This is a genomic window from Rhodococcus sp. 05-2254-6, from assembly GCF_002258565.1.
Classification (GTDB): domain Bacteria; phylum Actinomycetota; class Actinomycetes; order Mycobacteriales; family Mycobacteriaceae; genus Rhodococcoides.
Window position 1 is genome coordinate 48,817 of the sequence record NZ_NOZF01000033.1, and the last position, 12,507, is coordinate 61,323.

11 protein-coding genes are annotated in these 12,507 nt (G+C 64.0%); 1 reads left to right on the forward strand and 10 read right to left on the reverse strand.

Translation table 11 applies throughout. The annotated features are described in order from the left end of the window. Positions 1 to 5 precede the first annotated feature (5 nt). From CH256_RS04020 to CH256_RS04045, 6 genes are read right to left on the reverse strand one after another with little or no spacing between them, the layout of a single operon-like run. The gene (locus CH256_RS04020; RefSeq protein ID WP_094668936.1) at positions 6 to 941 is read right to left on the reverse strand and encodes a phosphotransferase family protein; all 936 of its coding nucleotides are present in this window, start codon (positions 939 to 941) and stop codon (positions 6 to 8) included. After that, positions 938 to 2,347, reverse strand: coding sequence for an amidase (locus CH256_RS04025; RefSeq protein ID WP_094668937.1), 1,410 nt, complete (start codon positions 2,345 to 2,347; stop codon positions 938 to 940). Before CH256_RS04025 ends, CH256_RS04020 begins: the two co-directional genes overlap by 4 nt. After that, positions 2,344 to 3,609: a M20 family metallo-hydrolase gene (locus tag CH256_RS04030; RefSeq protein ID WP_256989358.1), complete on the reverse strand. Its 1,266-nt coding sequence runs from the start codon at positions 3,607 to 3,609 to the stop codon at positions 2,344 to 2,346. Before CH256_RS04030 ends, CH256_RS04025 begins: the two co-directional genes overlap by 4 nt. 2 nt (positions 3,610 to 3,611) lie before the next feature. After that, positions 3,612 to 5,174 carry a sodium:solute symporter family protein gene (locus CH256_RS04035; protein ID WP_094668938.1) on the reverse strand — a complete coding sequence of 521 codons (1,563 nt, stop codon included), beginning with the start codon at positions 5,172 to 5,174 and terminating at the stop codon, positions 3,612 to 3,614. 1 nt (position 5,175) lies between these two features. Next, complete coding sequence (locus tag CH256_RS04040) at positions 5,176 to 5,454, reverse strand: hypothetical protein (RefSeq protein ID WP_094640059.1); 279 nt, start codon at positions 5,452 to 5,454, stop codon at positions 5,176 to 5,178. A gap of 5 nt (positions 5,455 to 5,459) precedes the next feature. Beyond that, the gene (locus CH256_RS04045) at positions 5,460 to 6,224 is read right to left on the reverse strand and encodes an inositol monophosphatase family protein (RefSeq protein ID WP_179271992.1); all 765 of its coding nucleotides are present in this window, start codon (positions 6,222 to 6,224) and stop codon (positions 5,460 to 5,462) included. 217 nt (positions 6,225 to 6,441) lie between these two features. On the opposite strand from CH256_RS04045, the gene CH256_RS04050 reads away from it, so the two are divergent. Further along, complete coding sequence (locus CH256_RS04050) at positions 6,442 to 7,239, forward strand: GntR family transcriptional regulator (RefSeq protein WP_094688278.1); 798 nt, start codon at positions 6,442 to 6,444, stop codon at positions 7,237 to 7,239. Between the two features lie 45 nt (positions 7,240 to 7,284). Here CH256_RS04050 and CH256_RS04055 read toward each other — a convergent pair whose 3' ends face one another. The 4 genes from CH256_RS04055 to CH256_RS04070 all read right to left on the reverse strand — a co-directional run bounded on the left by CH256_RS04055 (position 7,285) and on the right by CH256_RS04070 (position 12,482). Further along, the gene (locus CH256_RS04055) at positions 7,285 to 9,234 is read right to left on the reverse strand and encodes a primary-amine oxidase (RefSeq protein WP_094668941.1); all 1,950 of its coding nucleotides are present in this window, start codon (positions 9,232 to 9,234) and stop codon (positions 7,285 to 7,287) included. Continuing rightward, positions 9,231 to 9,608 (reverse strand): hypothetical protein, encoded by a 378-nt coding sequence (locus CH256_RS04060; protein WP_094668942.1) that lies wholly within the window; start codon positions 9,606 to 9,608, stop codon positions 9,231 to 9,233. Before CH256_RS04060 ends, CH256_RS04055 begins: the two co-directional genes overlap by 4 nt. A 100-nt stretch (positions 9,609 to 9,708) precedes the next feature. Further along, positions 9,709 to 11,334 (reverse strand): long-chain fatty acid--CoA ligase, encoded by a 1,626-nt coding sequence (locus CH256_RS04065; RefSeq protein ID WP_068047015.1) that lies wholly within the window; start codon positions 11,332 to 11,334, stop codon positions 9,709 to 9,711. Positions 11,335 to 11,402: 68 nt separating this feature from the next. Then, positions 11,403 to 12,482, reverse strand: a complete 1,080-nt coding sequence (locus CH256_RS04070) for an alpha/beta hydrolase (protein ID WP_094668943.1) — start codon at positions 12,480 to 12,482, stop codon at positions 11,403 to 11,405. Positions 12,483 to 12,507 lie beyond the last annotated feature (25 nt).

Sequence of the window (12,507 nt, forward strand, 5' to 3'; positions counted from 1 at the left end):
CCACCTCAGATATTCCGTACTCGGTCGTCGAAATGCGGGTCGCGCAGTCCAGCGCGCGCCCTCAGGAACTGCCAGTCGGAGAACTTCGAATACTCGTGGGTACCCGGCCTCATCGCGTCCGCGTACAAGCCGATGAGGGCCCACCGCACGCAGTCGGCGATGCCGTAGATGCGGGCGCGATCGAACAGCGCACTGTCGAACGACCCCCACATCATCTCGAACACCTCGCGTGCGTCGGTGTCGAACGGGCGGATCTCTGCGAGCAACGCACCGATGTCCTGCAGCGGATCCATCAGCGCCGCAACGTCCCAGTCGACGAGTCGCATGCTGCCGTCGTCGAGCACCAGGACGTTGGAGACATTGCCGTCGCCGTGACATGGAACCGCGTCGACGCCGGCGCTCTCGATTCGCGCTTCGGCGGGCCCGAGAGTGCGCAGCATCCAGTCGAAGTCGGCCGGCAATGCGCCGCCGACCCGCTCGACCAGGCCCCGCACATGCGCCAGATCCTCGAACACCGAAGCACGTCTGGTGATTCCGCTGAGCCCATGAACGGACGTCCGCAGCGCCACGAGCTTCTCGACATTCGTGTCCTCGTCGAACAGATCCAGCGTTGCGGTCGAACACAGTCCGGTGAAATCCTCCATCACCAGCACACCGGACGCTGCGTCGGAGAAGAAGACAGTGGGGCCGACGCCCGCGTCACCGGCCGCGGTTGCAGCGGAGAACGATGCTGCGACATCGATGTAGTCGCGGGCATGTGGTTCCATCACCTTCACGTACGCGGCCGAGCCCGCACCGGAGTCCTCAACCTCGGCCCGCGCCGAATAGCGCTCGGAGTCAGCGCCCCACCAGCTGGGGCTCGCCATCGTGGTTCCGGGTTCAAGCGTCAGGTCGCCCGTCGCCCAGATACCCAACTCGCTCAGTGTCTGTCGGACAGTCATCCCAGTGCTCCGATCGTGTCAGCGGCCACAGCTGTCGGCCAGTCCATCTCGAATCCGCGTGCGCTCTCGAGCCATTTCGTCAGCCGGAGCACCGCCTGATCTGCGAACCGCGGTCCGACGACCTGGATTCCGACGGGCATGTGTGCGCTGAAGCCGAAGCAGAGTGCCGAGGCAGGCTGTGCGGTCTGGTTGAACCACGCGGTGAAACTGCAGTGGCCCAATGGTTGTGCCGGGTCGAGCCCGACCTCTTCGGCCCCGAAACCCACCGTCGGAATGACCGGCGAGATGACGAAGTCGAATTCGGCCGTCTGCGCCCGAATCGTCTCCTGCGAGCGCATCACCGCATCGGTGTCGCGCGAGAACCGAGCCGCCGAATACTCTGCCGCCGCCGTGGCCCAGTCCGCGACCGCGGGCAGTACCCGCGATCGACGATCCTCGGGAATGGCCTCCCACTCGGTGCGCGCACGAACCTGGAACAGGCGATCCAACGCCGGGTACGGATCTGAGCCGAAGATCGGCGGCATTTCGGTGACCACGGCACCCGCTGCACTCAGTTGCATTGCGGCAGAACGCACCACGGCCTGTACGTCGTCGGAAACGGTGGGACCGTAGCCCATGTCCAGCATGACGCCGATGCGCAGTCCGGCAGGAGCCAGGCCCCCGCGTATGTCGGTGGTGTCCTCGTAGGGCAGGCTCCACGTGTCCCGTGGATCGGGCCTCGAGATGACACCGTAGAGATCGATGAGATCGTCGACGGTGCGCGCCATCGGACCGGCCGATCGCATGGTCGACGGAGCGGTATGCGGAATGCGGCCCTGCGTCGGCTTCAATGCGACGAGACCGCAGTGTCCCGCAGGCAACCGGACCGACCCGGCGATATCGGAACCGACAGAACCGAAACCGGTGCCCGACGCCAACGACGCACCTGCGCCGGCACTGGACCCGCCGGTGTTGCGCGAGAGGTCCCAGGGATTGCGGGTGACTCCGTACAGCGAGCTGACGCCCGCTGCCATCATCCCCATGTCGGGCATGGTCGTCTTCCCGACGATGACTGCACCGGCTTCCTTCAGTCGCGCAGCCGGTGGGGCGTCGACGGTCGACATCGGCAGGTCCGCATTCGCGGCGACGCCGTGCCGCCACGGCATGCCGATCGCATGGATGCTGTCCTTGATCGTCACCGGAATGCCGTCCAAGTCGCCCCGGGCGCGACCGGATACGAATCGATCGGTCGCGGCCTGAGCTGCCGCACGTGCACCCGATTCATCCACGTACGCCATCGCATTGATCACGGGGTCGATGGCCGCCAGATGCTCCAGCGTGGCATCGAGCAGGTGTAGGGGAGTGGTCTCACCGGTGCCGAACGCCTCGCGAATCTCGGCGATCGTCTTCGTCAAGAGGGGATTCATCGAGTGCCTTTCGTGCCGGCGAATTCGACGGGCAGGCCGACCCCGATATCGCCGCGCACCATGCGCGCGACCGTCTCGGCGAGCATCTTCACGCCGTCGAGTAGGTCGGTGTCGTGGGTGAGCTCCTTCTCGCTGTGCGATATGCCGTCGACGCTGGGGACGAACAGCATCACCGTCGGAACGACGTCCTTGAGATTCACCGAGTCGTGGCCTGCCATGGTGAGCATCCGTCGACACGACAATCCGAGGGCCTCGGCGGCTTCTTCGGCGAGTTCGACGCCCTCGATCTGGTAGCTCGTGGACGGACGCAGCGCCGAGGTGTCGATGCTGACCCGCACCTCCCCGTCGGCGTTCACGGAATCGATTGCTGCAAGCATCTTCTCGTGGGCCTGCTCGAGAACCTCGGGATCGGAGGACCGGATGTCGATGGCCATGGTGACCTTCGACGGCACGACGATGGGGGAGTTGGGTTCGACGTCGAACTCGCCGACCGAGGCCAGCAGCGCCTGTTCCGGAAACTGGGTCGTGAGATCGCGGGCAGCGAGCACGATACGGGATGCGCCGACCAACGCGTCGTGGCGCAGGGCCATATGAGTTGCGCCGGTGTGCGACTGCTCACCGTGCACGCTGATCGAGTACTTCCGTGCGGCCCAGTTGGCGGTGACGATGCCGATCGTCGTGCCTGTGCTCTCGAGGATGGGACCTTGTTCGATGTGGATCTCGGCGTAGGAGGCGGCCTCGGGAGCGGAATCATTGCCGTGGAAACCGATATCGGACAAAGCATCCCGCACGCTGACACCACTACGGTCGGTGACCTTCAGGATGTCGTCGGCCTCGAACTTGCCGATGAAGACCCCGCTTCCCATCAGACTGGGCGAGAAGCGGGAGCCTTCCTCGTTGAACCAGTTCACCACCGCAAGGTTGAATTGTGCTGCGACCGAGCCACGTTCGACACACTCGACAACCTCGTACGCAGCGTGGGCTGCGGCGAGGACCCCGTAGGCCCCGTCGTACTTCCCGGCGGTCGGCTGACTGTCGAGATGCGAACCGACGAGGACGTACGGTGCGCCTGGCGCAAATTCGACGGTGCCGTACATGTTTCCCACCGCGTCGACAGTGGTGGTGAAGCCGTGCCGGTCGAACCAGTCGGCGAGGAACCGCCTGGTTCGACCGTCGTCGGCGGTTGCTGCCTCGCGGTGCACACCACCGGCGGCGGTGGCACCGAACTGCGACATAGCGGTGAAGTCGTCGAGAAATGTCACGGTCAGATCTTTTCCGGTGCGGGGTTGGTGGCCAGTTCTTCGATCTGGTCCTCGAAGGACAGGTCGACCGGTGCCGTGCGGGTAGGACGCTTGCCGACCTCGAACATCTCGTCGACGCGGGCCTTCTCCTCGGCGGTGGTTCCGGTGGCCTTGGAGACGATGAGGAACACGGCCAGGTTGACGGCCATGCCGACGACGCCACCGGTGAGGCTGCCGAGTCCGACGATGTCGTCCGGGAAGATGGCGGTGAGCACCAGTGCGACGGTGAAGCCGGAGATCATTCCGGCGACTGCGCCCTTACCGTTGCCGCCTCGCCAGAAGATGCCGAGGAACAGCGGAATGGCAAGCTGCACAACGCCTTGGTACGAGATCTGCGCGAGGAGTTGCAGGCGCGTCATGTTGAAGGTGGCGTACGCGACGATGGCTGCGGCGGCCATGAACGCGAGCATGCTCGTCTTGGCCACCTTGGTGAGCTGGCTGTCGGTGAGCTTGCGCTTGTCGGAGTTGACGATGTCGTTGGCGATCTGCAGTCCGCAGACCTGCACGCTGCCGTCGATGTGGCCCATGGACGCGGCGAACACCATGGTGGCGGCGAGCCCCAGAAGCCACGTCCCGCCGTAGTTTTCGGCAATGGTGAACCAGCCGGTCTGCGGCGAGTCGGCGACGGCGGGAATGACCGTGCCGGCGATGCCGACGAGCATGAGCAGGGAGTAGAAGACGCCGGAGATCAGCACGGTGCGGATGGTGCCGGACTTGACTGCGCGAACACTGGATGCGGTGTAGATGCGCTGGAAGCTCGTCGGCCAGCACAGCGATCCGACGACACCGGTGAAGATGAGCGCGAAGAGGTAGAACGGGCCGTAGGAGTCGCCGTCGCCGGGAACGCGCAGGTACTCGTCGGCGACGTCTCCGAGGGTCGAGAAGCTGATCGGACCGCCGGCGACACCGGAGAGCAGAATCAGGCACAGTGCCGCAGAGAAGACGTAGGCGACCAGACCTTGGAACATGTCGGTCATGATCAGGCCGCGCATGCCCATCTTGACGGTCCAGTACTGGCGGATGACGATGACGGCCAGGCCGACGAACAGGCACGTGGTGACCGACCATGCTCCGGCACTGGCGATCTGGAAGACCTCGCCGAGTGCCTGCATGCCGAGCACTACCCAGGGGAAGAGCGAGACGATACCGATGACGCTGGCAACGATCTTGGTGCCGCGCGAGTTGAAGCGCAGGCCGAGCAGATCGGGCTGCGATCGCAGGTTGTACTTCGCTCCCCAGCGCCACGCTCGGGTCGCCATGAAGTACATCATGGCGACACCGAGGCTGGAGTACGCGAGGCCGTACAGTCCGAATACGCCTGCGCCGCTGGCGAGTCCGAAGAACGCGATGAACACCGAGCCCGGCCACCACGAGTTGACGTAGCTCATCGCGACGTACCAGGGACCGTAGCTGCGACCGCCCACCGAGTACTCGTCGAACGTGGGGGAGGTCTTCTGTTGGGTGGTGTAGAGGATGAAGATGACGACGGCGTAGAAGACGCCGAGCATTCCCAGCATGATCAACATGTCATTCTCCAGTCAGCGGTGCGGTAGCGGGGAGGAGATCCTCGTCGAGTTCGCCGCGGATGTCCTCGACGATGTAGAGACCCCAGAGAGTGAGTCCCAGAACGACTCCGTTGATCAGCCAGTACATGATGGCGAACGGAATGCCGAGAATCTCGTAGCGAATGCCACTGCCCCACATGTACAGCGGGGGGAACAGTGCGAAGAGCAGAGCGAGAGCGTAGATACCGCCGAAGAACGTCATGATGCTCTTTCGGCTCAGGCCGCGAATGTACTCTTTCATGTGCGTCATCCTTGGTTGACTATTTTGAGAACCGAGTCGTGAATTGCGCCGTTGGTCGCAATCCCGTTGCCTTTGTCGAAGTCTCGCGCTCCGTCGAGCGAGGTGAACGTGCCGCCGGCTTCCTCGATGATCACCGGCATGGGGGCAAGATCGTAGATCTGCGTCGTGTAGTCGACCACCGCGTCGGCCTGGCCGCTCGCGACCATCATGTAGCCGTAGGCGTCGCCCCACGTGCGCAGCACGGCACCCGTGGCGTGGAGGTCGACGATGGTATCCGGGTGCCAGTCCTCGAGCCAGGTTGCCATCACATAGGCACCGTCCAGATCTGTCCTGGTCGAAACATGTACCTGCTCACCATTTTTCCAGCACCCTTTGCCGCGCTCGGCGTGCATGAGGATGTCTGCGCTGGGTAGGTTGATGACGCCGAAGACGATCTGCTCGCCCTCTTCGAGCGCAATCAGGTTGGCGTACAGCGGAACTCCGTGCACGAACGACTTGGTGCCGTCGATCGGGTCGACGATCCATCGGTAGTCGGACGTGCCACTGGTTTCACCGAACTCCTCCCCGAGAAAGCCGTCGGTGGGGAAGTGCTGGGCGACGCCGGCTCTGATGTGCGTCTCGATATCGCGATCCGCCTGTGTAACAGGGGAACCGTCCTGTTTCTGTTCGACGGTGAGGGCTGAGGTGTCGAACCAGCGACGAGCGATGTCGCCCGCCGAGCGGGCGAGCTCCACGCCGAGAGCGGCGCGTGCCGACCTGGAATCCTCCACGGTGTTGCACCCTTCGGTAGATGTTGCGTTCTCGGGTAAGTGCAACGATGGGCGTAGACCATTTCTGGTTTTCTCGTCGATACGTGAACGTCGTGTAACGCGTGACCTGGTTGCGGGTCATAGGACACCCGCCGTGTTAATCGTGCGTTAATGCCCAGGTCGAGGGGTGTTGCTCGGGCCTGATTGAAGATTGAATGGGCTTCTGCAGTCGTGACGAGTGAATCGAGGTGATTCGGTGCTGTTGATGGAGCAGACGCACGCGGCGCTTCTTCGGTTGGCTGCCGAGCTCGAATCGCGGTCCGTCGCTCGGTTGCCTCCCGAACGCGAACTGGCCGAGCGACTCGGCACGTCACGGACGACGCTGCGCAAAGCATTGGATCTTCTCGAACGCGACGGCGTCATCCGACGGACGAAGGGGAGAGCCGGCGGTGCGTTCCTGACCTCGGTGACACCGGGTTCGTCGTCGCCGGAAAGTGCGCAGTCCCTCTGTCAGAGCCGGCGACTGCTGCGAAGCCTCAACACCGTCAAGGGCGTGCCACAGATGCTGCACGAACAGGGATTTCGCGACGGGACCAAGGTCATCTCGGCGCGGATCGCCGAGCCGAGCCCGGAGGCGGCGCAGGTGCTGGGAGACGGACCGGTGGTATCGCTGCTGCGACTGCGCTTCGCGGACGGCGACACACTGTCGCTCGAGCAGATGTACCTCAGCGACAGCATCTGTGGCCGAGTTCTGGAGACCCCGTTGAACTCGGTGTACGAGGCTCTGCGTACCAGGCTCGGCGTATCGGTCTGTATGGCAGACGAATCCATCGAATTGGCGACGATCAGTGCGCCTGCGGGCTCGCTGCTCCGGCAACCCGAGGGAACGCCCATCCTGAAGCTCGAACGCATCGGATACGACCAGTCCGAACGACCCGTCGAATATTCGGTGGACCTGTTTCGAGCCGACCGAACGCGATTGAGTGTGCGCACCTCGTCGCTGGTGAGTGCGTCGGTCACCGAGACGTCGACGTAAAAAGCAGGCCCGGAGACCGTAGTCCCCGGGCCTGGACTTGGTTGGCTACTCGGTGCAGCAGTGCCCAGCGAGCTTCGGCGTCTCCGGTGCCAGATCCAGCATCGGATTGCCGTCGAAGAATCCCGTGGGCTTGAGGTGCAGGCTCACATGGCTGACCGGCATGACCGGCCAATCCTCGGGGCGCACCACGTGGTGCGCGGCAATGGTCGGCCAGATGACCAGGTCTGCGTCTTCGAGTGAGCGATCCTGCGCGGCGTATGCCACCAGGCCGTCGTAGCCGGGATTCTGGGCCACGTACTCACCGGCTGCGTAGCGTTCCCGTTCGGCGTACGGCGTCGCCCACATGTGCTTGGTGGCGAACCCGCCTCGGCGAGCCTGCTGCGAACCGGGCTGTGCCAGAGGCAGAGCGACCGCACCGGACGGCTCGATCTTGTACCCGATGTGCCCACCGAGCTTGTTCCTTTTGTCCGCGTTGGCAATCAACCACGAACGAGCCCGGAGTGGATCGGCGACGCGCTGCGCCTGCGATTCGGTGACGAGATGGCGCTTGGTCTGCCGCCACGCGTTTCCGTGCGGATTGTCCGGCCCGACGGGAACGGCCTCGGCTTCGAGTTCGAAGAGATTATTGCGTGGCCCGTCGACGTTCATGTCCAGGCGAACGCTGAAGAAGTGTTGATGATGCGGCCCGTAGAGCCCGGGCGCGACGAGCGTGCCGAACTCGGGCATCGTGCCCCGCTCGATCGCGCCGGTGGAAATGATGCCGGTCAGCTTGATCTCGAACTCGATGGACCCGTCGAGATACAGATGCCAGTAGAAGCCGTAGTCGTAGTTGCCCACGGTGGCGAAGAACGACACCACGAGCCGACGGTTGCGTCGGACCTGGCCCACGTTGTCGCGAAAGTCGGTGTGCTTCCAACCGATGCCGAAGTCCTCCTCGTGCATGCAGATCGCATTCGGAAGTTCGATCGGCTGACCGTCCTGATCGTTGACGTACGCGTCGAAGTAGTGAATCTCACCGAGGCAATCACAGCCCAGCTGAAGCGAATTGGCGAGAACGCCCAAACCGTACTCGCCCTCGTCGAACACGTTCTTGTTCCACTGGCTGTCACCGGGATCGCCGTACGGTACGTACATTTCCGACAGCGACGCCCGATGGATGATCGGCCGCAGGGTTCCGCGATCGACGTAACCGACGTCGTGCAGCACCAACCCCTCACGGGGTGTGAAGCCGACGCGCAAGCGCCAATTCGCCCACTCGACGTAGTGGCCGTCCACCGTGAACGATGGACCGTCGGGTTGGGTGATGTCGATCTTCTTCATCGGTGCGCGTTGCTGGGGGAACTCCGGGACGTTTCCGGGGCGTTCGTAGAATCCGGGTAGGTAGTTGCCGGGAGTCTGTGGGATGGGCACCACTCCGGTGTCTGCGACGTCGACCACCTCCATCGTGTCCATATCGACTGTGACGACGAGGTTCTCGACGGGCCGCGCATATCCGTTCTCCTGCGCTTCGCTTCGTACGAACGTCAGCGGGCGGGCGAGGCGTCGACCACCGGGGTTGTCACCCTCCATGGTGTGGCCGCTGGCCCACTTGTCCACCATCGCCAGCGAGAAATCGGTGACGCCGCGCTTGACCATCGCCTCCTGCCACCGTGGATCGGCCTTGATGACGTCCTCGCAGCGAAGGAATTCCTCCAGCGTGATGGGTGGCTGGGCATCGGCGATCTCGGTGTAACTGATCAGAGCATCATGAGCGAGCGAGACCACTGCCTCGAAGGTGGCATGAGCGTCACGGTCACGCAGGACGACGAATGCCCGACGGTCCGTATCCGATTGCTGCAGATCGACTTTGGTCGGCTCCAGCAGCTCGATGTAGACGAAGCGCGCAGCGGAGGTCAGGCTCCGCTCGCGAGTCACGATCGCCGACGTCCTCGAAATCTCCTGCGGGGTCAGCGGTTCGAGGGGGTGAACTACAACGGGCGCAAAGGTATCGGTCATCGTGGCTCCTGCAATGGGTAGTGGAGAAGTTCCGGCGGAATGCGGCGCGTGCGAAGGAAAACGACGACGGCGGCGAGCGCGAGTTCGGTCGCAGCAAGAATCGAGGCCGCCGAGACGTCGCTGACGCTGTCGGTGACGAGGGCCTGATGATGACCCGCCGGACCGGAGGCATGCGCAAGCAGCATCACGGCGCTCGACGTCGCCATGATCACCCATGGACGATTGCTCGTCGACCGCCACAGATCGGCAGCACACAGCAGGCACACCACCGCCATGGCGGCGACCACAACACCGAGTGCGCTGCCGATCCCCATCCTCAGGTGGAGAAAGGCCGTGGTCACCGCCAGTGCCGCTGCACAACGGTTGATCAACACTGTCCGGGGCTCCCTGTCGTCGATGTCGGTTACGACGTTAGGGGTAGACCATTACTGGTATTCGTAGGTCGTGTGAGGGACGTGTAACTCGCCGACCGGATCAGACCAACTCGATGACGTTCAATGCCCCGTCGGCATGCGAGCTACGCAGTCGCTTCTTGTCGTATTTGCCGACGCTGGTTTTCGGGACCTCGTCGATGAAGGTCCATCGCTCCGGCAGCTGCCAATGCGCGACGCGGCTGTCGAGGAACTCCTTGAGTTCTTCGGCTGTCACCGATGCGCCCTCGCGGACGACTACGGCCACCAGGGGCCGCTCGTCCCACTTCGGATCGGGCACTCCGATCACCGCAGCCTCGCGAACTGCCGGATGCCCCATCACCTGGTTCTCGAGCTCCACCGACGAGATCCACTCGCCCCCGGACTTGATGATGTCCTTGGAGCGATCGGTCAGTCGTAGGTAGCCGCCCTCGGAGATGGTGCCCACGTCACCGGTCCGCAGCCAGCCGTCGTCGAACTTGTCGTCTGCGTCGGCGCGATAGTAGCTGCCGGTGATCCATGGGCCACGGACTTCGAGTTCACCGACGGTCGCACCGTCCCACGGCAACACCGTGCCTGCATCGTCGACGAGTCGTGCGCGAACCCCGGCGACGAATCTGCCCTGCGTGCAACGTAAATCGAACTCGTCCTCAGCCGACAGCCCGGCATCGGGCTTGCCGGACGTGCCCAGAGGCGAGGTCTCGGTCATGCCCCAGGCCTGCGAGATGTGCACCCCGTACTTCTCGTGGAACGCCCGCATCAAACTCGGTGGACACGCGGCACCGCCGACCACCACGTCACGCAGACTCGACAGATCGGCCGGGTGCTCGTCCAGGTGAGCGAGCAGGGCCTGCCAGATGGTCGGAACGGCCGCCGCGGCTGTCGGACGCAGTGTCGACATCATCTCCGCCAACGGAGCCGGCTGCAGAAACCTGTCGGGCATGATCAGTGACGCACCGACCATCAGCGCTGCATAGGGCAATCCCCACGACATCGCGTGGAACATCGGCACGATGGCCAAGACCTTGTCGGACTGCGCAATTGCCATCGCGTCGGTCATGCAGGCCTGCATCGAATGCAGGTAGATGGAGCGATGTGAATAGACGACCCCCTTGGGGTCGCCGGTGGTGCCCGAGGTGTAACACATTGCGGCAGCGGATCGTTCGTCGAGCTCGGGCCAGTCGAACTCCTCCGGCTTGCCTGCGAGTAGGTCCTCGTAACCCAGCACCTCGATACCGTCGGGTGCAGTGACCTGCGTCGGGTCGACGCCGACGACGACGAGATGCCGCACGGTCTCGAACGTCGGCAGCAGGGGTGTCAGCAGGGGGAGCAGGCTCGCGTCGGCGATGATCACCTGATCCTCGGCGTGATTGACGATGTAGGTGAGCTGCTCGGGAAAGAGTCGGATGTTCAGCGTGTGCAGCACCGCGCCCATCGCAGGAATCGCCATGTACGCCTCCATGTGCGGGGCGTTGTTCCACATGAACGTTCCGACGCGCTGATCGTCGTCGATGCCGATCGACCGCAGACCGTGTGCCAGTTGCGCTGCCCGCCTACCCAATTCCCCGAAGGTCACCGTGGTCGGACCGGTGTCCGTCCAGGTGGTGATCTCGGCCGAGGAGTGAATGGACGTCCCGAATCGAACCAGCTGGCCGATGGACAGTGGGGTGTCCTGCATGGTGCTCTTCATCGATCTCGCTCCTGAAGTCTCGGCATACACGTCGTTGTGTTGCGCGTCACACCATGCACGATACGGACTTACTCGGACGCGTGGTCTCGGGTACCTCGGATTCGGGCGTCGACCTCGCGAACCATGTCCTGATAGATCTCCGCCGCGGGGTCTATGACCGCGAAGTGGCCCCCGGGTCCTTCGACCGAGCCGACCGAATCCGAGCCCGCCGACGCGGCGGCGTAGTACGCCCGACTGATCTCGAGCAGGTTGGGATCGTCCGATACCGCGCACACCACCAGATGCGGAACTCCGAGCGGAAGCCTCGCGATCGGCGACGATGCCTCGTACGTCTCCTGCGCACCGGCGAATCGCGCACCGATCGCATTCGACACCGCACCCTCACCGAGCCAGCGCTCATCGCCGACCTTCAGATCGAGCACGCCGGCCAGACTCACTGCGAGAGCAGGGGTTACGGCCTTTCCGGCCGAATCGGCTGCGAGGCGCAGAGCGAGTTGACCGCCCGCCGAGTGCCCCATCAGCACTGTTCGGGACAGATCAAGACTGCCGGGTGCCGTCTCCAGCGCCGCCAGAGCGGACGCGACGTCGCCGGTCATCGCATCCCACCCGTGTTCGTCGGGGCGACGATATTCGACGTTCCACGTGGCGTAACCCCGCCCGGTCAGATCGACGGCCATCGCGTCCATCAGGTCGAATTCCCATCGCGAACGCCAGTAGCCACCGTGGATCAGCACGGCGACGGGAAACGGGCCATCGCCCTCGGGTAACCGCTGCTCGACGCGTTGCTCGGGGTGATCCCCGTAGTGCAGGATCGTCCCGGGGTGAAAGCGGTGGAAGTACACGCTGTCGATCGCAAATCGCAGACCGTCGAGCCCGCGGCCGCGAATGTGAGTGCGGATGCCCGGTGATCTGTCCGGTGTGCACTGGCCCAGATCGACTCGAACTGCACTGCTGTACGACGCCGTGTCGATCGGGATTCCGTCACCGGGAACGACGATCACCTCGTCGGAACCGGCTGCGGTGTCGACGATTCCGCCGGTCAGTCCTCGGACCGACAGCGCCCTGGCGACCAGTTCCTGCGCGGTCGCGAAGTCGGCGAACACGCCGGGAGCGGCGACTATGTCGAGGTGCGTCGAGGGGTGCGTCATGGGTTCACGCTACCCAGAACGGCGT